28 protein-coding genes are annotated in these 26908 nt (G+C 46.8%); 11 read left to right on the top strand and 17 right to left on the bottom strand.

Going from position 1 to position 26908, the window contains the following annotated elements; genetic code table 11:
- Nucleotides 1-92: 92 nt before the first annotated feature.
- Together AC3WU2_RS17325 and AC3WU2_RS17320 are read right to left on the bottom strand one after the other, a co-directional pair.
- The gene (locus AC3WU2_RS17325; protein WP_379343936.1) at nucleotides 93-449 is read right to left on the bottom strand and encodes a nucleotide excision repair endonuclease; all 357 of its coding nucleotides are present in this window, start codon (nucleotides 447-449) and stop codon (nucleotides 93-95) included.
- A 76-nt stretch (nucleotides 450-525) separates the two neighbouring features.
- Nucleotides 526-1113: an NAD(P)H-dependent oxidoreductase gene (locus tag AC3WU2_RS17320; RefSeq protein WP_492456289.1), complete on the bottom strand. Its 588-nt coding sequence runs from the start codon at nucleotides 1111-1113 to the stop codon at nucleotides 526-528.
- Between the two features lie 116 nt (nucleotides 1114-1229).
- Here AC3WU2_RS17320 and AC3WU2_RS17315 point away from each other — a divergent pair, with 116 nt between their 5' ends.
- Complete coding sequence (locus AC3WU2_RS17315) at nucleotides 1230-1661, top strand: MarR family winged helix-turn-helix transcriptional regulator (RefSeq protein ID WP_492456287.1); 432 nt, start codon at nucleotides 1230-1232, stop codon at nucleotides 1659-1661.
- A 75-nt stretch (nucleotides 1662-1736) separates the two neighbouring features.
- Here the strand turns inward: AC3WU2_RS17315 and AC3WU2_RS17310 are convergent, their stop codons facing one another.
- The 5 genes from AC3WU2_RS17310 to AC3WU2_RS17290 form a co-directional block, all read right to left on the bottom strand.
- A complete protein-coding gene (locus tag AC3WU2_RS17310; RefSeq protein ID WP_018754382.1) occupies nucleotides 1737-2078 on the bottom strand; it encodes a zinc ribbon domain-containing protein YjdM in 342 nt (113 codons plus the stop codon).
- A 66-nt stretch (nucleotides 2079-2144) separates the two neighbouring features.
- Nucleotides 2145-2633, bottom strand: a complete 489-nt coding sequence (locus AC3WU2_RS17305) for an EVE domain-containing protein (RefSeq protein WP_492456284.1) — start codon at nucleotides 2631-2633, stop codon at nucleotides 2145-2147.
- Nucleotides 2630-3163 carry a DinB family protein gene (locus AC3WU2_RS17300; protein ID WP_492456282.1) on the bottom strand — a complete coding sequence of 178 codons (534 nt, stop codon included), beginning with the start codon at nucleotides 3161-3163 and terminating at the stop codon, nucleotides 2630-2632. Before AC3WU2_RS17300 ends, AC3WU2_RS17305 begins: the two co-directional genes overlap by 4 nt.
- A 66-nt stretch (nucleotides 3164-3229) precedes the next feature.
- Nucleotides 3230-4180: a helix-turn-helix transcriptional regulator gene (locus tag AC3WU2_RS17295; protein ID WP_492456280.1), complete on the bottom strand. Its 951-nt coding sequence runs from the start codon at nucleotides 4178-4180 to the stop codon at nucleotides 3230-3232.
- A 45-nt stretch (nucleotides 4181-4225) separates the two neighbouring features.
- Entirely contained in the window at nucleotides 4226-4936 is a 711-nt protein-coding gene (locus tag AC3WU2_RS17290; protein WP_492456278.1) for a MarR family transcriptional regulator, read from the bottom strand.
- A 173-nt stretch (nucleotides 4937-5109) separates the two neighbouring features.
- On the opposite strand from AC3WU2_RS17290, the gene AC3WU2_RS17285 reads away from it, so the two are divergent.
- Nucleotides 5110-6111 (top strand): quinone oxidoreductase family protein, encoded by a 1002-nt coding sequence (locus AC3WU2_RS17285; protein ID WP_492456276.1) that lies wholly within the window; start codon nucleotides 5110-5112, stop codon nucleotides 6109-6111.
- Here the strand turns inward: AC3WU2_RS17285 and AC3WU2_RS17280 are convergent.
- Nucleotides 6083-6721, bottom strand: coding sequence for a DUF2306 domain-containing protein (locus AC3WU2_RS17280; RefSeq protein WP_492456274.1), 639 nt, complete (start codon nucleotides 6719-6721; stop codon nucleotides 6083-6085). The two genes, AC3WU2_RS17285 and AC3WU2_RS17280, sit on opposite strands and share 29 nt — an antisense overlap.
- Nucleotides 6722-7064: 343 nt before the next feature.
- On the opposite strand from AC3WU2_RS17280, the gene AC3WU2_RS17275 reads away from it, so the two are divergent.
- The gene (locus AC3WU2_RS17275; RefSeq protein WP_492456272.1) at nucleotides 7065-7502 is read left to right on the top strand and encodes an SRPBCC family protein; all 438 of its coding nucleotides are present in this window, start codon (nucleotides 7065-7067) and stop codon (nucleotides 7500-7502) included.
- A 77-nt stretch (nucleotides 7503-7579) separates the two neighbouring features.
- On the opposite strand, the gene AC3WU2_RS17270 is transcribed toward AC3WU2_RS17275, so the two are convergent.
- A complete protein-coding gene (locus AC3WU2_RS17270; protein WP_492456270.1) occupies nucleotides 7580-8359 on the bottom strand; it encodes a GNAT family N-acetyltransferase in 780 nt (259 codons plus the stop codon).
- 145 nt (nucleotides 8360-8504) lie between these two features.
- Between AC3WU2_RS17270 and AC3WU2_RS17265 the strand changes: the two genes are divergently transcribed.
- A complete protein-coding gene (locus tag AC3WU2_RS17265) occupies nucleotides 8505-8855 on the top strand; it encodes a VOC family protein (RefSeq protein WP_492456268.1) in 351 nt (116 codons plus the stop codon).
- 8 nt (nucleotides 8856-8863) lie between these two features.
- Here the strand turns inward: AC3WU2_RS17265 and AC3WU2_RS17260 are convergent, their stop codons facing one another.
- Nucleotides 8864-9403 (bottom strand): NAD(P)H-dependent oxidoreductase, encoded by a 540-nt coding sequence (locus AC3WU2_RS17260; protein WP_492456266.1) that lies wholly within the window; start codon nucleotides 9401-9403, stop codon nucleotides 8864-8866.
- A 254-nt stretch (nucleotides 9404-9657) separates the two neighbouring features.
- Here AC3WU2_RS17260 and AC3WU2_RS17255 point away from each other — a divergent pair, with 254 nt between their 5' ends.
- From AC3WU2_RS17255 to AC3WU2_RS17240, 4 genes are all read left to right on the top strand, one after another.
- Nucleotides 9658-10038 (top strand): winged helix-turn-helix transcriptional regulator, encoded by a 381-nt coding sequence (locus AC3WU2_RS17255; RefSeq protein WP_492456264.1) that lies wholly within the window; start codon nucleotides 9658-9660, stop codon nucleotides 10036-10038.
- Nucleotides 10039-10126: 88 nt separating this feature from the next.
- Nucleotides 10127-11173: a stalk domain-containing protein gene (locus tag AC3WU2_RS17250; RefSeq protein ID WP_492456262.1), complete on the top strand. Its 1047-nt coding sequence runs from the start codon at nucleotides 10127-10129 to the stop codon at nucleotides 11171-11173.
- A gap of 202 nt (nucleotides 11174-11375) precedes the next feature.
- Nucleotides 11376-12686, top strand: a complete 1311-nt coding sequence (locus AC3WU2_RS17245; RefSeq protein WP_492456260.1) for a glycosyltransferase family 2 protein — start codon at nucleotides 11376-11378, stop codon at nucleotides 12684-12686.
- 125 nt (nucleotides 12687-12811) lie between these two features.
- The gene (locus AC3WU2_RS17240) at nucleotides 12812-13630 is read left to right on the top strand and encodes a GNAT family N-acetyltransferase (protein WP_492456258.1); all 819 of its coding nucleotides are present in this window, start codon (nucleotides 12812-12814) and stop codon (nucleotides 13628-13630) included.
- Nucleotides 13631-13671: 41 nt separating this feature from the next.
- Here AC3WU2_RS17240 and AC3WU2_RS17235 read toward each other — a convergent pair whose 3' ends face one another.
- Nucleotides 13672-14358: a YdeI/OmpD-associated family protein gene (locus tag AC3WU2_RS17235; RefSeq protein ID WP_492456256.1), complete on the bottom strand. Its 687-nt coding sequence runs from the start codon at nucleotides 14356-14358 to the stop codon at nucleotides 13672-13674.
- A 142-nt stretch (nucleotides 14359-14500) separates the two neighbouring features.
- On the opposite strand from AC3WU2_RS17235, the gene AC3WU2_RS17230 reads away from it, so the two are divergent.
- Nucleotides 14501-15190 (top strand): Dph6-related ATP pyrophosphatase, encoded by a 690-nt coding sequence (locus AC3WU2_RS17230; protein WP_492456254.1) that lies wholly within the window; start codon nucleotides 14501-14503, stop codon nucleotides 15188-15190.
- A gap of 23 nt (nucleotides 15191-15213) precedes the next feature.
- On the opposite strand, the gene AC3WU2_RS17225 is transcribed toward AC3WU2_RS17230, so the two are convergent.
- The 4 genes from AC3WU2_RS17225 to AC3WU2_RS17210 form a co-directional block, all read right to left on the bottom strand.
- Complete coding sequence (locus tag AC3WU2_RS17225; protein WP_492456252.1) at nucleotides 15214-15681, bottom strand: acetyltransferase; 468 nt, start codon at nucleotides 15679-15681, stop codon at nucleotides 15214-15216.
- A 92-nt stretch (nucleotides 15682-15773) separates the two neighbouring features.
- On the bottom strand, nucleotides 15774-17888 hold the full coding sequence (locus tag AC3WU2_RS17220) for an S-layer homology domain-containing protein (protein ID WP_492456250.1): 2115 nt from the start codon (nucleotides 17886-17888) through the stop codon (nucleotides 15774-15776).
- A 253-nt stretch (nucleotides 17889-18141) separates the two neighbouring features.
- A complete protein-coding gene (locus tag AC3WU2_RS17215) occupies nucleotides 18142-19725 on the bottom strand; it encodes a sigma-70 family RNA polymerase sigma factor (protein WP_492456248.1) in 1584 nt (527 codons plus the stop codon).
- A gap of 195 nt (nucleotides 19726-19920) precedes the next feature.
- Nucleotides 19921-21714, bottom strand: a complete 1794-nt coding sequence (locus AC3WU2_RS17210; protein ID WP_492456246.1) for a stalk domain-containing protein — start codon at nucleotides 21712-21714, stop codon at nucleotides 19921-19923.
- A gap of 374 nt (nucleotides 21715-22088) precedes the next feature.
- On the opposite strand from AC3WU2_RS17210, the gene AC3WU2_RS17205 reads away from it, so the two are divergent.
- Entirely contained in the window at nucleotides 22089-22946 is an 858-nt protein-coding gene (locus AC3WU2_RS17205) for a class II fructose-bisphosphate aldolase (protein ID WP_018754357.1), read from the top strand.
- Nucleotides 22947-23048: 102 nt separating this feature from the next.
- On the opposite strand, the gene ptsG is transcribed toward AC3WU2_RS17205, so the two are convergent.
- Together ptsG and AC3WU2_RS17195 are read right to left on the bottom strand one after the other, a co-directional pair.
- The gene (gene ptsG / locus AC3WU2_RS17200) at nucleotides 23049-24626 is read right to left on the bottom strand and encodes a glucose-specific PTS transporter subunit IIBC (protein ID WP_492456244.1); all 1578 of its coding nucleotides are present in this window, start codon (nucleotides 24624-24626) and stop codon (nucleotides 23049-23051) included.
- Nucleotides 24627-24831: 205 nt separating this feature from the next.
- Nucleotides 24832-25686 (bottom strand): LysR family transcriptional regulator, encoded by an 855-nt coding sequence (locus tag AC3WU2_RS17195; protein ID WP_492456242.1) that lies wholly within the window; start codon nucleotides 25684-25686, stop codon nucleotides 24832-24834.
- Between the two features lie 177 nt (nucleotides 25687-25863).
- On the opposite strand from AC3WU2_RS17195, the gene AC3WU2_RS17190 reads away from it, so the two are divergent.
- Entirely contained in the window at nucleotides 25864-26832 is a 969-nt protein-coding gene (locus AC3WU2_RS17190) for a DMT family transporter (RefSeq protein ID WP_492456240.1), read from the top strand.
- Nucleotides 26833-26908 lie beyond the last annotated feature (76 nt).

Raw genomic sequence — 26908 nt, 5'->3', positions numbered from 1 at the left:
CGCTTGTTAGCCATCGCCATTACCGATCCTCATCTTCGAAATCGATGCACTCTATCTTATTCCGAAGAGAGGATTTGGAATGGACAGCTTTTCTACTTGTAGAAAACTTTGTCTACGTTATATTTGGCTTGCAACGCATTAATAATATATGTCTCGTAGATTTCACGATGAACCGCATCCTCCACCACGCAAACCTCAATCTTCGTTACTTCCTCGCGGTGTTCTTTGATCGGGGATACCGTGTCTTCGAAGTGCTTCTTGATCCGTGGTCTAAGCTTTCGCGCTTTCCCGACGAACAACAATTCATCCTTCGCATTGTAGAACATGAAGATTCCCCCCACCTCTCTCGAGATCAAATGGAAATCCGTGAATCCATAAATATGGCTTAGCTGCGGGTTCTCTTGCTTCAAAATTGTAACATCCGGTGTTGGAATGGTAATGTTGATCATCTACGTTCACTTCCTCATTCAATATAAGTGTAAATCTTATCATAGATTATCGAATGAATCCATGAAGATCAATGGCTTACCTCGCGACCGCTTTAAAATACCGATAAACCTTGTCTAATTTCTCCGCATGCCGCCCCTTCGGGCTCTCCATATTCCCGAACTCGAAAAACTTCACAGGCTTGATCCCGACATAATGCAGCAGCGCTTTGCGCATTAATATTTTATGCGAGTTATTCAGCCAGTATAGTGGATAAAGCGTCGGGCCCTTCATCACAGAAATACACACCGCCGACTTCCCTTTCAGCAACCCTTCGGACAACATGCCGCCGGTATCGCGATACGCAAAGTTCGAAGAGAACATTTGGTCAATATAGCCGAGGAGCATCGCCGGAGGCCGTCCCCACCAGATGGGATAGACGAACACGATTTTATCAGCCCATTGGATCTGATCTCGATATTTCGCGAACTTCGGATCGATATGCATATCCCGTCTGCGCTTCTCCTTATTGAAGACTAAGACAGGATTGAACCCTTCTTCATATAGATCAAGCGTCTGAACCTCGCCGATATTCGCGTTCTCGCTGCTGCCTTGGATCACTTGCTGCAAAAACGCATAACTTAAACTCTCGTGATTCGGATGCGTATAGATTACCAGTACTTTCATGGTCCCACCTCATTGGTTATCATTTGATAACTAGATGCTATCATGTCATTATTTAGTTGTCAAATGATAATTGTTTATAGACAATGAATTTGTTATCGTGGAAGGAGAGGTGAGCTATGGTGGATAAAGAAGCATTTTTTCAACAGATCGTGGCCTTCACGACGGCCGTTCATGAAGTAACCCATACATTTACGAAGGATATTAAACCTGATGACATCACACCGCTTCAGTACGGCATTCTAGAATACTTAGCCGTTAGCCAACCCGTCACCCTAAGCCAGATCAGCGATTGCAAGCATATCTCCATGCCCAATACGAGCCGTGAAATCCGTAAATTATGCGAGAAAAATCTATGCGAGAAGTTCGATGCGGCGGATGATCGACGAAAACAAATGATTCGCCTCTCCGAGGAAGGACAGGCGATGATGAATGCCGCTTTCGCGCGTATTGGAGGACGTTTTCTAGAGCGCATGAAAGGCGCATCCGAAGGGGACTGGGAGGATATTCAACAAGCCATGCAGGTGCTTCATACCAAAATATTTTATTGATCTGTCGCTATCGCTGCATTTCAATTGAACAACAAAGGGCACTCCTGCGAGAGGAATGCCCTTTTGGTGCAGATATTATATTTTTTTCACGAACTCCGACTTTAATTTCATCGCACCGAAACCGTCAATTTTGCAATCAATATCATGATCGCCGTCGACGAGACGGATATTTTTGACTCTTGTACCGATTTTGATGACGGAAGAGCTGCCTTTGACCTTCAAATCCTTGATGACACTAACGGTGTCACCGTCACTTAGGATATTCCCATTGGCATCTTTGTAGACTTTCGTATCTTCGCTGTTCGCAGCTTCCGCTTCTAGCGTCCACTCGTGTGCACATTCCGGGCAGACAAATAGACTGCCATCTTCGTACGTATACTCAGATTGACATTTGGGGCAGTTGGGCAAATTAGACATCGAATGATTACCTCTATTCTTCGTTGTTAGGGGTACCTTATAGGGTTGAATGATAACATAGACTCCTCATATAGACAAACCCGCATCTTCCAGCATTGCTCTGGCAATGATCAGGAAATCTTCCCTTCCGATCTCGAAGTGACCGAACCGGAAGGAATATCCCCAATTGCGATTCCCACGCGTGAAGCTAAGCTGGTCCAATAAATCGGCGATCTTCACTTCCCGACTCGGACGATAGTGAATATTCCGGCGAAATGGCACAAAGGATTCGGACATTTGAAATTCGTAGACGCTGTCATCTGCAACCTGCCCAATGGCTGTGAATGCTTGGAGCGCCTCCCCTTGGGCCATTTCCGTTCGTGGAGAATAGTAGATCAACCAGTCATTCTGACGCATTCTTCGCAAAGGCGCTGACTTACCGTGACAGAGCTGTGCGAACCCACCCGCCACGCCGCGCTTCACATGTGTTGCAGATACGACACCAATCCAGTATCGGCATGGCTCGCTTAGCGCATCGGCTGCCATCGTTCCCATCCCTTCGTTCCCTATATTCATGCGTATAGAAATTCCTTCAACCGATCCATCTGCAGCAGATGATGACGGTAGTGCATTTCGATGAGCAAATACCATTCTGTCGCGTTCATCGCACCAAATCGCGGATGAGCGACTTTATTGGACTGAGACGCATGAGCGAGTGTCGGCTCTACTTCTCGCATCCGCTGGATCACCGTATTCAGCCCTTGCACGAGCTGCTCCTTGCTAGCCGGTTGCACAGGGGTATATTGCGGGGATGGTGGGACTTGGATACGCACTGGCGGGAAGCTTCCCTGTTCAAATAGCGCTACGCCAGCTTCGGATTTCTCCGCAGCTAGGTCAGCCCCGGTCTCATTTGCTGTCATGCACAGCTCTACATTCCGTAAATGCATATAGATTGCCGAGTTGATAAGATGCTGCATCATTTGCCCCAGTGACCATTCACTTTCACCAGGCTGACGAGTCAATTGCTCCATACTGAATTGATCTAATGCATGAATATAGTGATTTGCCGTTTCCTCAAATTTCAGTAAAGATTCGCGTGTATTCATTCTTACGAACAGCTCCTTTATTGTCATTTGATTCCACAATATCACAGCACTACTGACACCATTATGTCAGTAGTGTTCGAGCATGTGATGAATTTCTTCACGAACCCGTGTACAGAGTGATTCCGGCTCAAGCACAACGACGCCCGCGCCCCACCCAAGCACCCATTGGAGCATCTCCTCAGGCTGGCGGACACGGAAGGTCATATGCAGATCCCCATCTTCCTGCTCCTCGATGGCTTCGCTGTAATAGTTCGGGGACTCCTTCACTTTATCCGCGATCGCCGCATGCACCTGAACTCGCACGACGATATTACGGTCATCTGGAGGTGCATAATCCTGTAGGTTAAAATCCGAAGGGAGTTGGAAGGGTTCATTCATCACCGTCAGTTCGTTCATTCGCGATAACCGAAAATGACGAATATCCTGCCGCAGCTCACAGCTCGCCACAAGAACCCACGAGCCTCTAGTGAACACCAGTCCATAAGGTGCCGCCACACGCACGCTGTGACGATTCCCGTCCTCTCCCGGCAATCGTTTGGCGTAGCCGAATTTCACTTTGCGGCCGAGTAGAATGGCTTGGCGAATCATCTCTACATAAGCTTTCTCCGGACCGCGATATCTCTCGTCATCCGTCGTCAGCAGCCGCATCGTCTTACGTGCCCGAGCTGCTTCCACCCGAATGGGCTCCGGCAGAATCGCTTCGATTTTCCCGCGTGAAGAGCGTGCCTTCTGACCATAATCCTGATCGAATCGCTGCTCGATGAAATCCGTCCCAATCAGCAAAGTGACCGCTTCCTCCGCTGTGAAACTAACCGGAGGTAAGAAGTACCCTTCCATTAAGGAATACCCCACCCCTGGTTCTCCTACCACGGGTACACCCGCTTCACATAACGCTTGAATGTCACGGTAAATAGTCCGCACACTCGTCTCGAAAATTGCCGCCAGATCCTCCGCGCGTAACACCGCAGTGCGCTGCAATTCCAATACGATGGCCAATAATCGGTCTGTCTTGTTCAAGCTGCTGCACACTCCTCTTCCCTCTGTTCGGGTGCGACTACTACTTTATTCATCAAACGACGTAAAAAAGACATCCTTCAAAATGGCCTTTGCCTTCTTCAACTCAGGGCCGTTCAGCGGTTTCAACATCTTCATGATTTCATCCCGATCTTCGGTATCCTGCAAGATCGGCTGCGCTGGCGGCTGGACGGATGTAGGATCAGGAAGAGACCATTCCCCTTGCGAATCGTCATGGACCCACGAGGCTTCGAGCGTATCTTGCAGACATTGCGTGATGAACTTTAGCTCCTCTTCGCTGTACCGCTGGAGGAATCGATGCACGCCCCGGTCGATCTGACGATGCAACGCTTGGTGCAGATCGAAGATCTCCTTGCCGAGTGGTGTTGTGCAGAATAGCACCTCTTTTTTGTTTCCAGGAAGATATTCGGTACGAATGATCTCCTTCTCCACCAATCGCCGTGTGATCTTCGAGACACTGCCTTTCGGAATGCCGAACTGCTTGGAGATCGTAATGCCATTCACCGGCTCCAGCCGTCCGATGGCATCAATCACATGCAGCATAATCACCGTCGACTCCTGCAAGAAGCTTAGCACCTCCGGGTTACTGCTATTCGCAACCAGCCACTGCTTTTCTTCATCATCCTCCGCTTGGAATTTGGCCTGCAGCTTGGCCGTCGTCTCCATTAATTCCTGAACTAATTGTGCTTTATGGGTTGCTTCGATTGTGCTCCAATTCGAGTCTGATGGTTGCGTCATACGATAATCTCCTTAACAAAATAGACTTACGCACAGTATATCAAGAACGCACTTCAATTTAAAGTTTCTACGAAACAATATTGACAACACAGCATACACATAATAATATATTTTCCAAGAAACAATAATTTGTATTCAAGAAACAAAATGTTATATCAAAGGAGTGTATTTCAATGAACATGCAAGCGATTCGTATCCATGCCTACGGTGGTCCTGAAGTGATGCAATTCGAGGAATTGCCGCTACCCACGCCTGCACCAGGCGAAGCCCTCATCCGCGTGCAAGCAGCAAGCGTGAATTTCCTCGATATGCAGCATCGGCGGGGCGACCTCGTGCAGCAAGCTTTTTACAAAAAAGAAGGCGGTCTGAAATACGAACTCCCTGCGACCATCGGCAGTCAATGTGTCGGGATTGTAGAAGCGCTCGGATCGGGAGACACTCATGTGAAGATTGGGGATCGTGTCATCTGCGGGGGTGGAGGCGGAACATACGCGACACATGTCGTAGCACCCGCCAATTACCTTATTCCTGTCCCGGAGGAGCTAACACTTGAGCAAGCGGCAGCCGGGCTGGTGCAAGGCTTCATGGCTTATGCCCTGACGCATGAGGCATATCCAATTAAGCCAGGCGATTGGTGCCTTGTGCATGCTGCCGCAGGCGGCGTAGGACTCTTCCTCGTGCAGATGGCTAAAATCCGCGGAGGTCATGTCATTGCTGTGGTGTCGACCGAAGAGAAAGCGAACGCCGCCAGAGAGGCAGGGGCAGACGAGATCATCATTTCCACGCAGGCGGATTTTGCAAAGGAAGCACGGCGCATCACTAATGGCCGAGGCGTCAATGTCGTCTATGACGGCGTAGGCAAAGATACGTTCGAAGGAAGCCTCGACAGCCTTGCCCCGCGCGGATATTTGGAGCTTTTCGGGCAAGCTAGCGGATTCGTTCCGCCCTTCGATCTCATGACCCTGCAGGAGAAGGGCTCGCTCTACATTAATCGCTTCTCCCTCTTATACTTCAGAGATTCATGGCAGACCTATGCAGAGCATTTCGTCCAATGGGTTCAGGCGGGCCGACTATCTGTCAAAATCGATCGTACTTATCCCCTCGCCGATGCTGCCAGAACCCATGAAGCCTTCGAACAACGGAAGATCAGCGGACGAATCCTGTTGATCCCTTAACCGAGCGAGATCGAATCACCATCTCAATAATGACTAAGTTCGGTACCCAGCACAGCCAAGCCGTAAATCTATAGGCGAGCTCAAAATCCCCAAAGGCGAGACTCAGGGGTCCTAGATATAAGCGCAACGTAACCGCAGCGAACGTCAAGGCATAGCTGCGGAGCATCCAGTTCCGATGTGCGGGAACGTCTTGCCGCATAATCTTGGCTACGGCCATATAGGTCGTGAACATCCACGCAAGATCTAAAGCGATGAATCCGGTCTGCGCAATCCAGCCCGCGGTGGCATACAAGGACAAATAAATATTGACGATACCGCTAATAAAAATCGAAATGACGTAGACCATCCCGAGACGGCGGTGCCAATCGCGAGACTTCGCATGCCGCTGCTTGCGAAAGATTTGGAATGGGCCGATGAGCAGCGCAAGAGCCCCCGTCACAATGTGAGCATACAAAAAATAGACCCAAGGTGTAACATGAAAATCTGGACTCTGAAGCTTAAACTGTACCAATCCAGCAAGCCTGGCATCAAAAAATCCGTATTGAATCACCGTATAAAGAACAATCAAAATGGCACATAAGAACACAAGAAACGTCTTTGTTTTTCGCAAGACGGAGATCACCTCATCATAAGATTAATTACATGAACGCCAAATTCCACAATTAGTATATTATTCCACTGATGATTCTACAATCACTTTATCGTCTCTTTACCATACAAAAAGACGACCGCCCCGCAGCCCGTAAGCCGTGGAGGGTCGTCTTTACAACATTTACGGATTGCAGAAATAAGATCACAGCCATATGCAGCGCACCCCTTAGACGGTCTAGGGGTGTTTTTTTATGTAAATTAGCTCTATATTTGTCGCGTTTCTACGATACACGTGATTATACGTGTGATACGATCCCATAATAAGGAAATCTAACTCCATAAATAATGAGAGGTGCCCGATCATGAGCAGCGCGTTATCGATTCAGAAACAAAGAGAAATCCATGCAACAACCCATACGGTATGGGATGTTCTAACCAACCCAGTACATATCGAGCAATGGCTTGGTGTAACCATGAAGACAACTTGGAACATAGGCGATCCGATTTCCTTCCAATTTATGTGGAAAGGCGAAGCGCATGAAGATAAGGGGCATGTTCTGCAATTAGAGGCGCCAACCGTGTTCTCCTATGACTACTGGAGTGGTTTTTCCGGGATGGCGGATAGCCCGGAGAACTATTCCGTGATTACATTCACATTAACCAACCGAGATCATCTGACGATCCTGCAATTAGAGCACTGCAACTTCGCAACTCCTACGATGTATGAGCATTCTGATCGGAACTGGGAAGAAGCTCTCAATACGATCGTTAGACTAGCCGAAAGTCCCGTGTCCACGTAAGTCAATTGATTTGTCAATAAACGTAGCAACACAACTAGAGCCGATCATCATGATTGGCTCTAGCTATTTCACCTGCATCAAATAGCAAATTCAGCAATGTACTGCTTACAGATCACTTCATAACCAAGCGAGCGGTAGAGTTGAACAGCGGCTGTATTGTCTTCCAGCACATTCAAATACACATGCGGCGTGATGGCTCTTCCCTGCCTTGTCAGCTCGGTACAAATCCGTCTACCCAGCCCCTGTCTTCGCCTCGAGGCATCTGTTCCGATGTTCCCGAGCTCGACATAATCCTCGGTGTAGACATGATACCCGCCCACAGCAACCAGTTCCTGCTCATCCATCACGCCAAAGAATGGGTACTTCAACTCTTCGCGGGAGAAAGCCATCGTATTCAGCGCAGCCAACCTCGACTCGATCCGCTCATAATCGCCTGCTCCAAGACGCATGACCTGTTGATCCTCCGACGGCTTCGCTTCTCTATCGGTATGCTTCATAAGCAGGAGCGGCTTCGGAGGCCTAACGAATGTGAGCTGAGGAGCGAGCAGCCCCATCTCCTCTTCCGTGAGGATAAAGTTGCCGACGGCATCCTCCGGCAGTTGAAGCTCCTGCTGCATGAAGGGCAACATCGATTGAATTCGAAAGGACTCCTGCACAGGGTATACGGAAAAGGCGTTGAACGATAATCCCGTAAAGTATGCCAAAACGCCAAGCAGCTCGCCTCCATCTGTGAACTGCCCATAATGAACGGTGTGCTGTCTGCGATTCGTTAGATAAGAATAATAGAGAAAATGCTGTTCCCTCTCAAAAGTGTGCAATAGCGTATCCAGCTCATCCTGCGATAACTTGCGAATCATGTCTCCAGTCTCCATTTCCCTACGCATTGATATATGTGATCTATTATTCTATATCCGGCCAGGATTTCGCAACACTAGAACGCTGCGTATGGATACTATCTTCTGGTATACTATGGAAAATTACGATTCACTGGAGGAGATTCCTATGAAGGTCAGCCGAATTGTTACGAATATTGCCACGCCAGACATTGCGCTCGCCAAATCCTTCTACCACGATATACTTGGGCTTGAATTGCTCATGGATCACGGTTGGATTGCAACCTATGGTTCACAAGAAGAGATGGGGATTCAGATCAGCTTCGCCTCCGAAGGCGGATCCAATACACCTACACCAGATCTATCGATCGAAGTGGATGATGTCGATGAAGCGTATGCGCGCATGAAGGAATCCGGATTTCTAATTGAATATGGTCCCGCAGATGAGCCTTGGGGCGTACGCCGCTTCTACGTTCGCGATCCCTTCGGCAAGCTCATCAACATTCTTGCCCACAAGTAAATAAGCACTTAATGGACGAGCGCAAGCATCCCCGCTTGGATATGCTCCACATATTTTCTCGCTTCTTGTGCGATATAGGCATCCGTGCCTGCATTTGCATTATAGGTGACAAACGCAGGCAGGAATGTGCCGTTACACTTCGTCAGTGTGCGCTGGATTGGTCGTAATAGTTCGCTAATCGTGAACCAGTTCTCGCCTCCTGAACGATACGCGCTCTCCGTCCCTCCTGCCGTCGTAGCCACCATGAACTCCTTGCCTTTCAGATGTTCTCCCCCTGGACCAAAAGCCCAACCAAATGTCAGTACGTCGTCGAACCATTTTTTCAGAAGAGGCGGACAGCTGTACCAATAGAATGGAAACTGAAATACAATTCGGTCATATTGCAGGAGCAGCCGCTGTTCTCGCTCCACATCGATCTCCCAATTGGAGTACTCCTGATAAAGATCACGGACATCAATGTCTGCATGTTGCTCCAATTCATGCTTAAAAGCCAGATTGGCACGGGATGTATTTAAATGGGGATGTGCTATAATAACCATCGTTTTCATTGCTTATCAACCTTTCACGTTGTTTTTCAAATCACGATTACACCCCCATTATTGAGTAGAAATTTGCTTTTGTTAAGTACGCTCTTTTTCCATACTAAGTCCTGTTGAACGTACTCTAGACGCTGCTTGATGTTCAACCCGATAGTACGGAAAATCATACTATGTACGCTAAATCATCGTACTGTCGTGAATCCAGATACTCTGATATAGTAACGCTAAAGAAATGATTCGAACGGATAGGGAGGACTTGGAGCATGAAAGAGGAATTACGAGACCCGCGCACGACACAAGGAATTATGGCGACACTACAAGTGATCGGAGGAAAATGGAAGCCGCTCATCCTGTTTATTCTGCTGCATGAGGGCACCAAACGATTCGGGGAATTAAGACGCCTGCTCCCGAACATCACGCAAGGCATGCTGACCAATCAGCTACGTGAGATGGAACGTGACGGACTCATCGTGCGCCAGGTGTATCAAGAAATCCCACCCAAGGTGGAATATTACTTGTCCGATCATGGGAAGACGTTAAGCTCCGTGCTCGCGGATATGTGCGGGTGGGGATTTCAACATATGGCATTTATGGAGAAAGAGGCCGCGAAAGCTGGCGATCTAGGGGATGCGTGTACGGTGTAAGCAGCGTATTACAACATTTACCACATAACCAATTCGGCTAATTGTCGTCCAATGATAGAGTACAAATCTATCAACAAGGTGATGACAAATGAAGAAGAACAACTATACACTCCTCTTACTGCTAGCCTCTTCGCTTCTCTATTCAGCCCCAACGCATGCAGCAGCAGCTCCGCAAGAACAAGTGACAACTAAGGCCGTATCGATCTATATGGATGGTCGCCAGCTTCAACCAGAGACACCCCCAGACGTCGTAAACGGATCGGCTCTCGTACCAATGCGCGGACTATTCGAAGTTCAAGGTGCCAAGCTTTCTTGGGATAACGCCAGCAAGACGGTTACGGCAACGAAAGGGAACACAACGCTTACTTACCGAATAGGAGATCAGACGGCCAAACTGAATGGACAGACCCTTCATATATCCGTCCCTGGTCAAATTACGAACGGGTATACCTTGGTACCGTTACGCTTTATCAGTGAGGCGCTCGGAAGCACCGTTAAGTGGGATCCAAGCACCAAGTCCATCTGGATCACATCCGCCGTCGAATATGAGACCTCAATTCTGCAAGGCGTCAATCTGCGAACGTCACCGAATTCACAGAATGATTCCAACGCCTTAGGATTACTGCCCGCCGGTGAGAAGGTCCATGTCACTCGTGAGGTGGATGCCCTCTGGCTTGAAGTCCAGACGAAGAACAACGGGAACGGGTACATATCGGCCAAGCCCCAATATACGGATTACACCAGCCCTGCCTTAATCCAGAAGCAAGGCAGCGAGCTGATCGCAACCGGCATGAAATATCTAGGTGCACCATACGTGTTCGGGGCTTCGCCCGACCAGACAAAGACGTTCGACTGCTCCTCGTTCGTGAAGCGTGTATTCGGAGATACGTTATCGATCGACCTCCCCCGCGTGTCCTATGAACAAGCGAAGGTCGGCAAGGAAGTTAAGATCGATGATCTGCGCGTAGGCGACCTACTGTTCTTCACGGCACGTAAGCTGGACATTGGACATGTTGCCATCTATGCCGGGAACAATCAAATTCTTCATACGTATTCGAAGGAACAAGGTGTCCATATGGAAGCTTTTGAAGGGCAATGGAAGAAACGGTTCGTTACCGCAAGGCGCGTATTCTAACTTATATTTGCAGCATAACAAGAGGCAGGAATCCATCCTTGCCTCTTTGCTTTTTTGTTCAATGACACTTTCTCCTAATCATCATACTAGAGCAATAGGCGAATCCCTTTTTATTGCAGGAATGGTTATTTGTCCATCGCAGGGCAGATCACTCACGTATACAATGAATAAATCCACGAATAGACGGAGGAGATCTGTCCCTATGAGATTTAGCGTAATCATTCCTACGTATAATAGGTCATATCAGTTAATGCTGACCTTGACTGCTTTTGAGAAACAGACTTATCCGCTGGACCAATTCGAAGTGATCGTTGTCAACGATGGTTCGGTCGACAACACATTGGAACGGCTTCATCAGTATCAAGCTCAAGCGCCGTATCGACTTCTCTTCACCTCGCTGAGCCACACGTCAGGTAGATCCATGGCACGGAATGTTGGTGTCGCAGCCGCCAAAGAGGATTACATCATTTTCTGTGATCCCGATTTTTTGGTTACCCCGGATTTCATTAGCGTTCATGCAAAGTATCATGAAGAGAAACCACTCATTGCTTCCGGTATACCTAACATGTGGAGAAATATCTACACGCAAATACATGCTGACTTTTCTGAGCAGGAGAAGGTCACAGCGGCCCATATTCTAAGACCTAGCGGCTTATGGAGCGAACATTACTTCAACACACCTGATACCATTGATTTAGTCACGCAGGACCATGTTCGGAACCAGACCATTCCACTCGATAGTATCATTATGCCTTGGGATATCGATGATGTCGGCAAAGCTCAATACTGCTCAACGGACGTATCCCCCTGGCTCCTATCCGTAACCCGTAATATGTCCCTACCCAAAAAGGTCTTCTTGCAAGTAGGCGGATTCAACGATAAATTCCAAAAATATGGGCTCGAGGATTGGGAGCTCGGCTATCGGCTCCATCGCACGGGCTATAAATTCGTCAGTATCCAGGAAATGATCGGATATCATCAGCAGCATCCTCAATCCTACCGCAATTTCGATTGGCCAGAGGAGAACCTGAAGCTCGTTTATGAGTCCCATGGATTTGAGGATCCCGAATTAAGCATATTGTCCATTTGTGCACCTTGGGATAGTATCATCTTATATAAAAACGCGTTGCGTATCATAAAGTCTTGGCAGAAAAGCAAGCACTCGGTTTACCGCAATGCATCCAGAAAACTGAGACACGCTTGCACACGAAGAGCTGAGCTCTACTATGAAGACCACCATTCCCCGACTTATCAACATGGCTTACCCGTTCTAAAGGAAGCTTTTATCGCTATGAATGAACTATTCGTTCAGGATCAATCCGAACACAATCAACAGGAAATGTTACGAATTGCAAGCCACGCCTGCAGAAAACTAAGTATGTCTAAAGCCCCGAAAGTCTCCAAGGTTCGTAAGGTTCATAAAATCCATAAAGTTCATAAGTTCCGTGGAATTCGCAAGCTCCGCAAAATTCGCAAGACCCGTAAGCTTCATAAGTTCGTAAGTTCAGCATAGTCTTCTAACCTTTCAATCCAGCTGTTCCTTGTCGAAGCCGCCTGAAATGCGCTTACTGCTGTCAAGCGGCTTCATCATGTCTTATAATGACTTCATAACACCTAATGGAAGGAGTTGTGGCTGGGATGATCAGAGTCGACAGACTGGAAATAGATCAATTAGGAGCTATTGGAAGTAATGCGAATCCTAGCTTCTCAGGTATTGTAGCCGGAGAATGCAAGGGTGACGTATGGGTTGATGATCTTGAACAACCTACACTTGCATTGGTGTACTCCTCATCCGTAGGCGGGTTCTGTATTTTAGGAAAACCTGAGCAGCAGCAGACTTATGCACAGTTCAAAAGTTTCCTTGATAACGAATTATTCGCTCAATTGAGAGAACGCGGAGACCATTATTTTGAATTTTCTATTGCCGATCCTGAAGCCGAAAGAGCCATTCTTGCGTTATTCTCACATGTGAAAGTGGATCGTGAATACGAGCACACCTACCAAAAATCTACTGTAGCTGCAGAGGAACGAACGAATAACTATGGACTGTATACGATTCACAACATTGACGGAGCATTTTTGGAACGGATGAATGCCGGGCAGATCATGAACAGCATTATGATAAGTAAGCGGATCTTAGGGGCTTGGGGTTCTAATGAAGCTTTTCTAAGCAAAGGGCTAGCTTATGCCGCACTACACGGGGACGAAATTGTCGCAGTCGCCCTAGGTACGGCTTATTATAATAAGATGCTCCCCATTGATATTGAGACGTTAGCGACACATCAACGACAAGGACTTGCTCATCAACTGACGGTACGTTTTGCAGATGCATGTATACGAAAGGGTTTGATTGCCCATTGGAACTGCATGGAATCGAATACCGGTTCATGGCGAACCGCCTTGAAGGCAGGGTTTACGTTAGTACATAAGCAATACGTGTATTGGTTCTCGATCTAGCGACGAGAAAGGGCACCCTTAGATGGATGCCCTCCATTCATTTAATTGGATTGATCTTTTCGATATAACTCCCGGCTTTTGTAACCTGCCTGAAGAATCATCTTCATCTCCTCGCGCCGAGCTGCCTTGGTCTCCTCCTGCTTTGCGCTGTATACATAACGTGCCCAGTCTTTACGGTACCCTGGCGTCAGAGCTTGATAGATGGCAAGCAGCTCCGGCATATCCGCCAAATCCTTTTCGATCTCTGGAATCAAGGCAATATAATCATCTACCCGCTGGCTGGATTTCGTAGACGGCTGATCTGCCTTGCTCTTGCCCTTCGCGTCCTCTTTGAACCCGACAACCGTGAACACATCGTCCAAGCCCACCATACGTGCAAATTTAATGGAGCTTGTCCCAACATAGCCATTCTCATCACTGTCGAGCCCGCCTAACAGCTCATCACGATGAATGAAGGTCGGATAGACTTTATTGCCTTTCTTCGGATACGCCGCGAACAGATAACCGCCTGGCTTTAGATGCCGGTGTTCAATAACCCGATACATCAAGGACCGTAACGATTCCATATCCAGCACAAAGGCAAAAATAAGATCATACGCAGCACCTTCGGTTAGCGTTATATCATAGCCTTTCAACTCCGTCAGATAATCGCTTCCTTCAGGCTTGTACAATACAGCAACTTGCTCGTATTTATGTAAATTCAATTTCTCTACGATCGATTTGGTCATTATGATTCATCTCCTAAGACGTTTTCGTGTGCTTCTTCTTCGGTCCTTCAATATAGCTTCATTATATCCAAGTGAGCATTCAAAATAAATCGAGTAAAATGATAGAATAGAAGTTCGAAAGAACCGAGGGGGAGCGATATGCATGACAGAAGTCGTTGATTGGAAAACGGGTGCGCACGGGCGCAAGTTTATTGCTTCTTTTAGTGGAGGGAAGGATAGTGTCCTAGCGTTGTATCAGGCCATGCAGGTCGGAGAAGCCGTGGGGCTCATCGTCATGCTAGAGGAAAAAGGAGAGCGCTCGAGGTCCCATGGCATGCCGCCTGAAGTCATTCAGGCCCAAGCGGAATCGATCGGTCTACCTGTATTTACAGCCGCTTCGAGCTGGGCAGACTATGAAGCGAACTATATGGAGCTGTTAGCGACCGCTAAACGGCACGGGGCTGAAGCGTTAGTCACGGGTGATCTGGATATGCCGGAGCACGGCTGCTGGCATGATAAAGTGACGCAGAATGCAGGCATGAAGCTTGGCATGCCGCTGTGGGAAATGGATCACCGCGAAGCGGTCGAGACGTTCATCGGACTTGGATTCGTTACGATCATTGTGACGGTCAACTGTTCACTCGGCATGACCGAAGACGATCTTGGGCGCGTTCTAACGCTCAATTATGTACAAGAGCTTGTGGATCGCGGGATTGATCCCTGTGGGGAAGGTGGAGAGTTCCATACGACCGTTATCGATGGGCCTCTATTCAAGACTCCTGTTCCTGTTCGCAAATGTGCGATCCTGAGGGACGGGGACTACGCTTTTCTGCCATTGGAGCTAGATCGATAAGCAGCCAAAAGGCTCGTAACCGCCTAACGATGGGCAGTTCGAGCCTTTTTCATTCGTAGAATCGGAAATGGATTGCCTTGATCATCGAGCTCCGAACGTTCATAGACTTCGAATCCGACGTGTTCATAGAATCCTACAGCTTGTGGATTCTGTTCATTTACATCTACGTAATTCACATTCATGTCATCCAATGCATATGTGATGAGCTTCTTCCCTATGCCCTTCCCTCGTAGCTCGGGGTCAACGAACAACATCTCGATCTTATCCCCGTGAATCCCCATGAAGGCCTGAATCTCCTGCTGCTGGTCTTCGATACAGATAACATGTTCCACCTGGGGTACGCCGCTCTGTACAAGCGGGATGAGCGATACGATACTTTCCTCCGCCAGAAAATGGTGCGTTGCACGGACTGAGGCTTCCCATACTCGAAGGATTTGGGACAATTCGTTGTCCGTGAGGCTGTCTTTATGGATAAGCGTATATGAATTCATGATTTCACCTCGCTTTTGTTGATTGAATTACTTGGATCCTCTGTCATGAGAAGACCGGAGCAGCATCAACTGATCCGGTCATTTGCAAATGTTTATTGTTGTGGTAGAGATGGAGTATACGTGACCGTACATGTCACTTCCGTTGTTTTTCCAAGCTTGTTGCTAGCAACGATTTTGAACGTATTAACACCAGAAGTCAGTTTTACGTCCATGCTGGTGCTATAGTAGACCATTTTATCATTCACATACACCTTAGGAGAGTCATCGTTGTCGTCACTTACTGTCCAAGAGAGCGTAATCGTCTCTGAAGAAGTTGTTTCTGGTGTATATCCTAAGACTAGATTCGGGCCTTGAGGCTCAAATACGATTGTACGTGTCTCTTCCGTCGTTTTACCAAGATTGTTAACCGCTCTGATCTTAATTGTATTGGTTCCCGGTGTCAAGGATATGGTTGTACTCCTACCATAACTCTGCTCGTCGTTAACATATACTTTAGGAGAGCTGTCATTCGTGTCCGACACCGTCCAACTAATCTGCAATGATTTTTTGCCCGTCGTCTGTGGAATGTCACCAACAGTTAATGTCGGACCATTACTTGCAAAGGTAACGTTCTTCGAAACTTCTGCAATCTTTCCTAACTTGTTAACCGCTTTAACTGTTATCTTATTTAGTCCTGGCTTTAATGAGACAGTCATACTGCTGCCATATGCTTGTTCTTCATTCACATACACTTTTGGAGAACTGTCATTTTGATCCTTAACACTCCAGTTTACGCGTATAGAATTATTGTTCGTTGACTCTGGTAATGGATCTACAGTCAGAACAGGAGCTCCTCCAGTCAATACGACCGTTTTCGTTACTTCCGTTGATTTGCCCATCTTGTTCACAGCTTTAAATAATAACGTATTTGTTCCTTCTTTAAGCGTAATTGTTGTACTCGTACCGTACTGCTGTTCTCCATTTAGATACACCTTTGGGGAACTATCGTTTTTATCTTGTACGGTCCAGCTTATTTTCAATGTCTCCTTATCCGATGATGCAGGAACATCAAACACATTCAAAACCGGACCATCGCCTTGGAAAACAACGTGTTTGACGACTTTAGCTGATTTCCCAGCGCTATTCTGAACGACAACAGTAATTTCATTATCGCCCTCCTTAAGACTAACCGTCGCAGAAGAACCGTATTGCTTCTCATCGTTTAAGTAGACGACTGGAGATGAATCGTTCTCATCTTTAACCGACCAAGACACTGTAATGGATTGTTTATCCGTTTTCTCCGGTACCCCTTTGACATCTAAAGTAGGTGCACCCTTCTCAAACTTAATTGTCTTTGTTACAGACTGTGTCTTACCGCCAGGTAGTCGTGCTGACACGGTATATTTGTAGCTACCTTCTTCTTTCAATCGGAACCCAACACGAAATTGACCTTGATCAACCTCAGCCTTTTGATTATTAATGAGCACTTCGGCCCCATTGGTCACATCACCTGTGATATAAAATGTCGGCGACGATGTCGTCTCAGGAACCTCAACATTCAACGTAAGTGTTTGCTGACTATCTCCTGCTGCACCCTTAATTACTCGGTACAATAGCGCTGCAGACTCTGCCCGTGTAACCGCCTGGGCAGGTTTAAATGTTCCTGTGTTATATCCATTTATCAACTTTTTCTCTACAGCTAGAGCCACATATGTACGCATGTTAGGGGAAATATCATCTTCATCGAAAAAACGACTTAAAATTTCTTTATCCTTCAAGTCGTCTGTCTTATAGCCCAACGTCTTCACAAGTGCTACTGCAACATCCTCCCGAGTCGCTTTTCCTGTCGGGTCAAAAAAAGCCTTGCCCGAAGGCGGATAATAACCTGTGATGAAATCTTTGGATGCCTCTATCGCTGTATAGGACCATCTCGATTTTGTAACATCAACAAAAGTTCCTGGCGTACTCCCATCAGGCAAATCCAAATAAAAAGCCCGCGTAATAAGCGCAGCAAATTCCTCTCGCGTCACAGTATTATTAGGCTTAAAGGTATTATCAGAATAGCCTTTCACAAGTCCCAGCTGAGCCATACTGCTGATTTCATCCTGCGCCCAGAAAGTACCACTAACATCTGTGAACTTATTTCCTTCTTCCGCAAATGAAGAGCTTGGAAAAGACAAAGTAACCGCTAGCAATAAACCCAACAACATTCCTGCCCATTTCTTCATACTTCACACCACTCCTGACCCCAATGAATTAGCACATAGGTAGATAGATTTATGTACGATTAGACTATTATAGCAATCGATTACTAGAATTATTGTCGAATTGTGTCATAAGATGCATAAAATCTATGTGTTGGGGCAGGTACAAAGATCCAGAGAACGAGCATATTCTCGAACAAATCAAAAAAGACCGCCCTCTATGCGGGCGATCCTATTCTCGCTGCCCTATTACTTCATATTGATTCCATAGACATGGTTATTCTTCACCGCATCGAGGGGATTCGCGCACGATCCTCTGTTCCTCGATATTCCAGCGCCATGCTGGATCATGACCTTGCACATGCACGCCGCCATACCATTCATCGATTCCATTCCATGTGACCCAATCCTCTTGACCCTCCATGACGCGCTTACCGAATGGTGTCATCAAGACTTCACAATTCTGCAGGGACATGTATGTACCGTTATTGGCAAGGATTTCTTCGGCACCATGAAGCTCAATCAGCGGATGCGAACCTTGCGCCATACGCCTAAGGATATGCCCATATTGCAAATCTCCCATCCCGAGGACATGAAGCTGATCGCCCACATGCTTGAATAGATCATGAGAAGAACCCATTCCTGCATGAAGCATTGTAAGTGTAGTTTGCTCTACAATCCCCAGTCCGTTAAAGGTCGAAGGAAATTGAGCAAGATGGTGCTTGAACGCATCATGAGTGAACGGAAGTGCAGACGTATCGTTATTCAACAATTGTTGAAGCTTTTCCGGATCCTGTGATGTATATGCCTGCCAAAATGCGCTGCCAAGATCTAACTCCTCCGTGCGGATCGTTCTCCATGTTCCCGAGATCGTGCTTAACTGCTCCGTCGACAACTGTCCTAGCCCCCGGAAGAGCTCAATGCCCGGATAGCTGCCAATGCATAACAAATTCAACGTTGTCTCTGGCATCGACTGTCTTGCGAACCAATCCAGCAAATAGGCCAGCATCGCCTGGTCGAATAAATCATGCTCGAACCATAACACGATTTCCTTATATTTGTGGCATTCCGCGAGCGTCTTCTCTTGCACTTCACTACTCTGAATAAATTCAGCATGGGGTACCCCGATCGTCTGTTCCAAGTAGGTCGCTCGGAACGTACGATGTTCCGACTCAGCTGGATTCCTGAACACAGGACCGTGTGGATACACTTCTCTCCAGACGAGGATATCCCCCTTCACAACACCTTGACGAAGCTTCTCCGCGACGTAATCCCCGTTAACAATGTGAAGCATCCCTTCTCCTCCTTCATACATATGGTTGATTACCGAGACTAGATCGGCTACGGGCAGTGCTTCCTTCAGCTTGCGCCGAGCATCGAACAACCGCTTCTTCAATACCGGAACCGATACGTTTAGGAACGCAGAGATCTCTGGGATCGAATAACCTTGAAAATAAAACAATTGTACCGCAATCCGCATATTCGAAGTTAATGACGATATCGAATGATGAACCATTTGCTGCAGTTCTCTTCGCTCCATTAACTCGGATACATTAAGTGGCGAAACAGCCGATTGCTCCGCATCTGCATAGGGGACAACAAGATGCTTCTTCCTTCGCAGCATCCGATAGCATTGCCGTTCCACGATCGATTTGAACCAGCCCGGAAATGCTGCTGGTGTCCTCAGCTTGTCGATATGTAGGTAAGCTTCTGTGAATGCCTCCTGCACCGCGTCTTCTGCGAGCTGAAAATCATGAAGCTTCTCATAGGCTACCGCATTCGCCATCACAGTATAGTGCTTGACGATTTGTTCAAAGGCCTGTTGTTCCCCCCGTTTCGCTTCTTCGATGTATTCAAGCATGCGCACCGCTCCTTTCATCTGTCTCTATATCATAGTGCCGTTAACATCCTCAAAGGTTACACCCTCAACATACCAAAAAAGCCCCTTCTTAATATCCATAATTTATCACTAGATCCTTAATAATCGATAGGTCCACCCAGCAAAAAAAGCCTCTCTGACATTTGACTGTCATGGAGGCTTTGTTGTCATACATAATTATTTCACACTATAAATGCCTTCCTTGTACGTCAACATACACGCGACACCATCCTCTGTCACGATCACTTGCCGAATATTCCCTGCGACAAGGCACGTTGAGCTGCCATCTGGATTGATGCGGTACAAACCTGGTTCGTAGCCGTCAAGCGTGTAATACGTCGCAGACTTTCCAAGATAATAAGCGCTGACGGCATGTTCAGAACGTTTTTTGTTCTGCCCGGATGCAATCTGGTATTCGTATAACACACCCGCGTTATATGCTATGGCTTTCCCATTCACCGTATAATAGAAGCTGCCTTGATGCAGGCGCACATTCAATACTTTCTGGTCTACGATCGTCTTTACAACACCTTTAGTGGTATCCAGCATCTTGAATGTACCTGAAGCGGCATCGATATAATAGATTTTATCGTCGATCAACCAGAATTGATTCGTTGCACTTGTAAGCTTCGTCTGACTTTGGTCTTTCAGATTTATTTTATAAACCCCGCCTTTGTCCTTCGGGTCGCTCTCCTTGTAACCTATCGTATACAGATAATCATCCATCACATATAACGACGACTGGCTATAGTTCATACTTGTGCCCTGATCCGTGACCTCACGATAGACGCCATACGTATAATCAGGTTGACCGATTGCCGTGGATTGACCTGTCTTCATGTCGATCTTCGCAATATTGCGGGTACTGCCTGTCATAAAATGAAAATCCTCAGCGTATAAGTATTCGCCATACTTCTCAAATGTAACGAAATTCTTCCCGCTGGCTAACTCTCGCAATGCGCCATTCTCAACTTTATAAATCGACTCGCCGCCCATGGTCAAATCCCCATAGTGCAGAATGACATACCATTCCTGATCCAGGTATCGGACATCACCGAGCCATCCTTCTCTCGGATCCCAAGAACCGATGGGGGCTAACTTGCTGATGCGGTTCTTATTCAGGTCATAAGCATATAACGTTCCTTGATCTTTCTCTAACGATATAAAAATAAGCTGGTCGCCTACTACTTTGGCATAAGACAAGATCGGCTTGCCTGGCAATTGAACCTGCTTCTCCTTGCTTTCCCCTTCCATACGCTCGAACAAGGTATACGTGTGTTCCCTCTCTCCATACGCCGTGCGGACGAAATACAATTTTTTCCCGGGTTTAGCCAATAAATCGATCGACTTATTAGGATAAGAAATCGGCTTGCGAGGGTCCTCTAATTCCTTCAGAATACGCCCTGCGATCGCCTTCGTCTGCGGATGCTGCAGATTAATCGGTTCCCGACTGATCACGATCAGTCCATCCAACCAATCAATATTCGCACCCAGTGCCTCGGCTGCGCTTCGGAGCGGCAATACAATCTGTCCATTCACCTGTTGCGGCGCAACATCCATCTTGATAGATTTATTATTCACCAGCATCGTTTTATTGTTTACCGTAAATTGTATTGTTTTATGTAACTTTTCATTTTTGAGCAACACTTCTTTCGGTTTTTGCGCCTGCCAGATGGCTTGCCACTCGCTCCTGTCGTCTTCGATCTCCGAAGCCAAATAACTCATCAACCGGATCGGTACCATGATGCGGGAGTTATGTTTTACGATATGGTGGTCACCATACACATCTCTTTTTGCTCCGTTAATAAACGCTTTCCCTTGATAGTGATAAGGAATGATAACCGCTTGATCGAACGCTTCAACCATTGATTTTTTGATTAAAGCCTCCCCAGCGTTGGCCAATGATCCATTAAACTGAAAGGCTAGTACAACCGTTACGATAAACAACGCAATTCTATTTTTCATACTCATCCCAAATATTCCCTCTCCCTCTAACAGGTGAATGCTTCTTTTATGTTAAACGGAGCTGATCTGGGAAATGTTACAAGTAAAATATGAGTGTCGGATGCAGTCCAATACGTACAAAAATGAATATTTTGCAAAAATTGATGAATCCTGATGCATTCTTGAATTAAATAATAGGTTCCGCACACATTTTCCAGAGGAATTAAAACATATTTATGGTAAAATAATAATTAACATGCGTGAGTTAATTTATATTAACTTAAGTGATATACTGTTAATCTGTAGCGGAGAGTATTGCTTACGGCTGCATTTCTTGTCACGCTCTTATCTGGCAAGGAACCCTTAACAGTAAATAGAAACCATACTTAGGAGGATTTATCATGGCATTAGAATCAATGAAAGACATGCTCAACAAAGCGCTTAAAGAAGGCTATGCGGTTGGTCAATTCAACATCAACAACTTGGAGTGGACGCAAGCGATTCTTGCTGCAGCAGAAGAAGAGAAATCTCCAGTAATCCTTGGTGTATCTGAAGGCGCAGCTCGTCATATGGGCGGATTCAAAGTTGTAACTGCTATGGTTGCGGCATTAATCGAAGAAATGAAAATCACAGTTCCTGTTGCGACTCACTTGGACCATGGTTCCAGCTTCGACAAATGTAAAGCTGCGATCGATGCTGGCTTCACATCTGTTATGATCGATGCTTCCCACCACCCATTTGCTGAGAACGTTGAAACAACGAAAAAAGTTGTTGAATATGCACACAGCAAAGGCGTTTCTGTAGAAGCTGAGCTTGGTACAGTTGGCGGTCAAGAAGATGATGTTGTCGCTGACGGTGTTATCTACGCTGACCCTGCAGAATGCGCTGAGCTTGTTAAGCTTACAGGTATTGATTGCCTAGCTCCAGCTCTTGGTTCTGTTCATGGTCCTTACAAAGGCGAACCAAACCTTGGCTTCAAAGAAATGGGAGAGATCTGCAAATCGACTCAACTTCCATTGGTTCTTCACGGTGGAACAGGTATCCCCACAGATCAAATCAAGAAATCTATCTCCTTGGGTACTGCAAAAATCAACGTGAACACAGAGAACCAAATCGAGTTCACGAAAAAAGTTCGTGAAGTCCTTGCAGCAGATAGCGAAGCATTCGATCCACGTAAATTCTTGGTTCCTGGACGTGACGCAATCAAAGCTACAGTTATCGGTAAAATGCGTGAATTCGGTTCTTCGAACAAAGCGTAAGCTTAGCTCTTAGGACAAGCATCACGATAAATAGAACGACCTTCTCTAGATGAATCTAGGAAAGGTCGTTTTTGTTATTATTCAATTGATTGGTACGTATTATCATTTATCACTAAGTTTCTCTGTATCCTTCACAGCATCCTTCGAAGCTTCCAGCTCCATACTGTCTCGTGTAATGATCTCACTAATTTTTGTCTTCAGGATGTCCGATTTCGGACCGAAAATCGCTTGAATATTATTACCGACCTCTAATACGCCAGAAGCCCCTAGATCCTTCAACTTACTTTTATTTACATCTGCTGAGCTTTTCACAGTCACGCGCAGCCGCGTAATACATGCATCTAGCGACGTGATGTTCTCTTGACCGCCGAGTGCTGTCAGAATATTGCGGGGCAGTTCATCCGCATCCTTCGCACTAACCGTTCCTCTTTCTCGGGTAACTTCTTCTCTACCCGGAGTCCTTAGATTAAAGGCACGAATAGCAAACCGGAAGCCAAAATAGTAAATGACCGCAAGTATAAGACCAACCACGATAACTAACCACCAGCGCGTACGATTCGGCAGCACACCAAACAGCAAGAAGTCGATGACGCCGCCCGAGAAGGTCATCCCTATTTTCACATTCAACAATTGCATCGTCATGAATGACAATCCCGCGAATAATGCATGTACCGCGAAAAGAAGGGGTGCAACGAATAAGAAGGAGAACTCTAACGGTTCCGTAATTCCTGTCAGGAAGGACGTCAGTGCTGCGGAGCCCATCATCCCGGCTACCAATTTCTTATGCTCAGGTCTTGCTTCATGGTACATCGCTAACGCTGCTGCCGGTAATCCGAACATCATGAACGGAAATTTCCCGACCATGAATGTACCTGCTGTTAACTTCACGCCATCAGATAGTTGGGCGAAGAAGATCTTTTGATCCCCTCGGACAAGTTCCCCGGCTTTGTTCACATATTGACCGAACTCGAACCAGAACGGCGAATAGAAAATGTGGTGCAATCCAAAAGGAATGAGCGATCGTTCAATAACCCCGAATACAAATGCAGCCAAAGTCTGATTTTTATCAATCATACTGTGGGAGAATGCATTCAAGCCGCCTTGAATCGGTGGCCATACAAAAACCATGATGATCCCGAGTAGCAAAGAGGATGCCGCTGTAATAATCGGAACAAATCGTTTACCTGCAAAAAATCCCAAATAAGATGGAAGCTCGATCGTAAAGAACCTCTTATACAGCGCTGCTGCCAGTATACCGACGATGATTCCCCCGAATACCCCAGTCTGCAGCGTACTAATCCCCAACACGTTGGCATACGACAAATTTGTTTTTACCATTTCCGGTGTGATACCAATGATGAGTTTCATCGTCACATTCATCACGAGATATCCAATAATCGCCGCCAAACCGGCAACACCATCGCCGCCGGCAAGACCAATCGCGACCCCCACCGCGAACAGCAATGATAAATTATCGAATATGATGCCTCCCGCCTGCTCCATAACAGCTGAAACCCCTCGAACAGTGTCATTATCAAGGGCAGGAATCCATTCCAGCAATGACGGATTATGCAATACATTTCCCAGTGCAAGCAGGATCCCCGCGGCTGGCAATATGGCTACCGGAAGCATCAGTGCTTTACCAACTTTTTGAAGTACTCCGAAAATATTTTTGAACATCCCATTAACCTCGCTTTAACAATTAGCAGCCTGTGCCGCTTGTTGTAATATTGACGTTATTATTTCCTGGAATGGAATAATTACTCAGATATACTTTCGCCCCTCCACCAAAATAAATAGCCCGTAAAATCCATAATAGGATTTTACGAGCTATTTAGCCGAATCAGAGAAAGCAACCTTCCCCTCACATACGTATTGATCTGACTTATGTCGTTCGAGCTACAATTTCATCCATGAAGCATTGCAAGGTACTCGTGACATAGGAATCTTTGCGTCGAATGAAAATCGTTGTAATCTCGCGAAAAGGTTCAGGTATGCGATGACAATACACCGTGCCACTTGCCGCCAGATCGGTCACCGAGGATTCCGGGAAGATCGTGATGCCGATCCCTGCAGCAACGCTGCCGATAATCGTTCCGAACGTACCGAATTCCATAATGTGCTTCGGAATAATTCCCTCTGCTCTCATCCAGCTCTCCAGCTTCTCGCGATAACCGCAGCCCTTATTGTACAGCAATAACGGCCTCTTCGTCAGTTCTTCGATGGAGAAGGCAGGGCTTTTGGAGACAAGAACGAGTTGTTCTTGCATAACCTCTACCTGCTCAATGAAGGGATGTCGGATCGGACCAGACACGAAAGCACCATCAAGCTTCATAGCGATCACATTTTGCAATAATTGGTCCGTTACCCCGGCTTTTAACGATAATTCCACTTGGGGGTACTTGTTATAGTATGAGGAAAGAATGCCAGGAAGGGCATTCACCGTCTCCACGATGCCAATCTCTAGGATGCCCGAAGGGCTCGATGTATCATCGAAGGAACGGATCATTGCATCAACGCCCGACAGAATCTCCCGCGAATGCTCGAGCAGTCGCTTGCCCTCCGGATTGAGTATCATCCCTCGTTTATGTCGATAAAACAGTGGCGTCCGCAGTTCCTTCTCCAGCAGCTTGATGCGTGCCGTCACATTGGACTGCACATAATTGAGCTCGAGTGCAGCTTTACTGATACTCCCATGGACAGCAACCGTCTGAAAAATCCTCAAATCATTGAATTCCAACGCAGCCTCGCCTCTACTCTCCCAGATGTCTATGACTTTTGCTAGGTATCATTATAAATGATGCCAAACTTTATTTTCAATCATTTTACTATCCATCTTCCCTCTCCTATGATGAGTGATGTGAGTAAAGTCGGCAGATTTATGTTAGAGAGAGACAAAGGGAGAGAGACAGACATCATGCTTAAAAAACAAACCATCATCGGGTCCATCCTATGCCTGATCGCAAGTATGTCATGGGGGGCGATGTTTCCCGTCGCACACGTGGCATTGCAGCAAATTGATCCATTCTATTTCTCGTTCATCCGCTATTTCGTCGTTGCCATCATACTCAGCGTCATGCTGTGGATGAAAGAAGGTCGCACAGCATTTCGTCTAGAGGGCAGAGGCAAGGCCTTATTGTTCTTTGGAACGATGGCCTTTACGGTCTATAATATGGGCGTCTTCCTCGGACAACAGCTGATGGGGGAAGCCGGTACCATCGCCGCCTCCATTATGGAAGTCATGATGCCGATGATCTCGATCATGGTCCTCTGGCTCACGACGCGCAAAGCGCCGAATAAATTCACGCTCGTCAGTGTCGTGATCGCGCTTGTGGGGGCATTGCTTGTCATCACGAACGGTAAATTAGCCTTCTTCATGATGGCTGGACAGCATCTATTTCCGCTACTCCTGATCTTTACAGGTGTTATGGGATGGGTCATCTATTCGATGGGCGGAACCCAATTTAAAGACTGGTCGATCCTGCGTTATTCCACCCTCACTTGCTTGCTGGGAAGCGCGGTATCCTTCATCGTCGTGGCGATTGCATCGATCTCGGGCGTTCTGCCTGTGCCAACCTTACACACGATATTCTCCATTAAATACGAGATGGCATTCATGATCCTGTTGCCTGGGCTGGCTGCACTGCTCTGTTGGAATCAAGGGATTAAATGGCTATCTCCGCTGAACGGCATTTTATTTATCAATTTCGTTCCGATTACGACCTTCGTCATTATGGCGTTTCAAGGGTATCAGGTTAGTATGTACGAATTCTATGGGACGCTGCTCATTATTTTCGCGCTCTTACGGAATAATCTGCATCAGAGAAAGGCACAGCGGAATATCCGCATCGATGTTCCAAAGACGGTGCCTACGCAACAACGGTAAAAGAAGAACGCATGAAAGCAGCCTCCAGTTAAAACCTGGGGCTGCTTTTCTCTTCACCTGGCATAATAGAGGAACC

Source organism: Paenibacillus sp. EB106-05-06-XG162, assembly GCF_058791655.1.
This window is presented reverse-complemented; position numbering and strand designations above follow the sequence as displayed.

What these genes read in the sequence shown, in the direction of transcription:
- AC3WU2_RS17325 (WP_379343936.1), bottom strand. Translation starts at nt 449, where the DNA reads ATGATCAACATTACCATTCCAACACCGGATGTTACAATTTTGAAGCAA.
- AC3WU2_RS17320 (WP_492456289.1), bottom strand. Translation starts at nt 1,113, where the DNA reads ATGAAAGTACTGGTAATCTATACGCATCCGAATCACGAGAGTTTAAGT.
- AC3WU2_RS17315 (WP_492456287.1), top strand. Translation starts at nt 1,230, where the DNA reads ATGGTGGATAAAGAAGCATTTTTTCAACAGATCGTGGCCTTCACGACG.
- AC3WU2_RS17310 (WP_018754382.1), bottom strand. Translation starts at nt 2,078, where the DNA reads ATGTCTAATTTGCCCAACTGCCCCAAATGTCAATCTGAGTATACGTAC.
- AC3WU2_RS17305 (WP_492456284.1), bottom strand. Translation starts at nt 2,633, where the DNA reads ATGAATATAGGGAACGAAGGGATGGGAACGATGGCAGCCGATGCGCTA.
- AC3WU2_RS17300 (WP_492456282.1), bottom strand. Translation starts at nt 3,163, where the DNA reads ATGAATACACGCGAATCTTTACTGAAATTTGAGGAAACGGCAAATCAC.
- AC3WU2_RS17290 (WP_492456278.1), bottom strand. Translation starts at nt 4,936, where the DNA reads ATGACGCAACCATCAGACTCGAATTGGAGCACAATCGAAGCAACCCAT.
- AC3WU2_RS17285 (WP_492456276.1), top strand. Translation starts at nt 5,110, where the DNA reads ATGAACATGCAAGCGATTCGTATCCATGCCTACGGTGGTCCTGAAGTG.
- AC3WU2_RS17275 (WP_492456272.1), top strand. Translation starts at nt 7,065, where the DNA reads ATGAGCAGCGCGTTATCGATTCAGAAACAAAGAGAAATCCATGCAACA.
- AC3WU2_RS17270 (WP_492456270.1), bottom strand. Translation starts at nt 8,359, where the DNA reads ATGATTCGCAAGTTATCGCAGGATGAGCTGGATACGCTATTGCACACT.
- AC3WU2_RS17265 (WP_492456268.1), top strand. Translation starts at nt 8,505, where the DNA reads ATGAAGGTCAGCCGAATTGTTACGAATATTGCCACGCCAGACATTGCG.
- AC3WU2_RS17260 (WP_492456266.1), bottom strand. Translation starts at nt 9,403, where the DNA reads ATGAAAACGATGGTTATTATAGCACATCCCCATTTAAATACATCCCGT.
- AC3WU2_RS17255 (WP_492456264.1), top strand. Translation starts at nt 9,658, where the DNA reads ATGAAAGAGGAATTACGAGACCCGCGCACGACACAAGGAATTATGGCG.
- AC3WU2_RS17250 (WP_492456262.1), top strand. Translation starts at nt 10,127, where the DNA reads ATGAAGAAGAACAACTATACACTCCTCTTACTGCTAGCCTCTTCGCTT.
- AC3WU2_RS17245 (WP_492456260.1), top strand. Translation starts at nt 11,376, where the DNA reads ATGAGATTTAGCGTAATCATTCCTACGTATAATAGGTCATATCAGTTA.
- AC3WU2_RS17240 (WP_492456258.1), top strand. Translation starts at nt 12,812, where the DNA reads ATGATCAGAGTCGACAGACTGGAAATAGATCAATTAGGAGCTATTGGA.
- AC3WU2_RS17235 (WP_492456256.1), bottom strand. Translation starts at nt 14,358, where the DNA reads ATGACCAAATCGATCGTAGAGAAATTGAATTTACATAAATACGAGCAA.
- AC3WU2_RS17230 (WP_492456254.1), top strand. Translation starts at nt 14,501, where the DNA reads ATGACAGAAGTCGTTGATTGGAAAACGGGTGCGCACGGGCGCAAGTTT.
- AC3WU2_RS17225 (WP_492456252.1), bottom strand. Translation starts at nt 15,681, where the DNA reads ATGAATTCATATACGCTTATCCATAAAGACAGCCTCACGGACAACGAA.
- AC3WU2_RS17220 (WP_492456250.1), bottom strand. Translation starts at nt 17,888, where the DNA reads ATGAAGAAATGGGCAGGAATGTTGTTGGGTTTATTGCTAGCGGTTACT.
- AC3WU2_RS17215 (WP_492456248.1), bottom strand. Translation starts at nt 19,725, where the DNA reads ATGCTTGAATACATCGAAGAAGCGAAACGGGGGGAACAACAGGCCTTT.
- AC3WU2_RS17210 (WP_492456246.1), bottom strand. Translation starts at nt 21,714, where the DNA reads ATGAGTATGAAAAATAGAATTGCGTTGTTTATCGTAACGGTTGTACTA.
- AC3WU2_RS17205 (WP_018754357.1), top strand. Translation starts at nt 22,089, where the DNA reads ATGGCATTAGAATCAATGAAAGACATGCTCAACAAAGCGCTTAAAGAA.
- ptsG (WP_492456244.1), bottom strand. Translation starts at nt 24,626, where the DNA reads ATGTTCAAAAATATTTTCGGAGTACTTCAAAAAGTTGGTAAAGCACTG.
- AC3WU2_RS17190 (WP_492456240.1), top strand. Translation starts at nt 25,864, where the DNA reads ATGCTTAAAAAACAAACCATCATCGGGTCCATCCTATGCCTGATCGCA.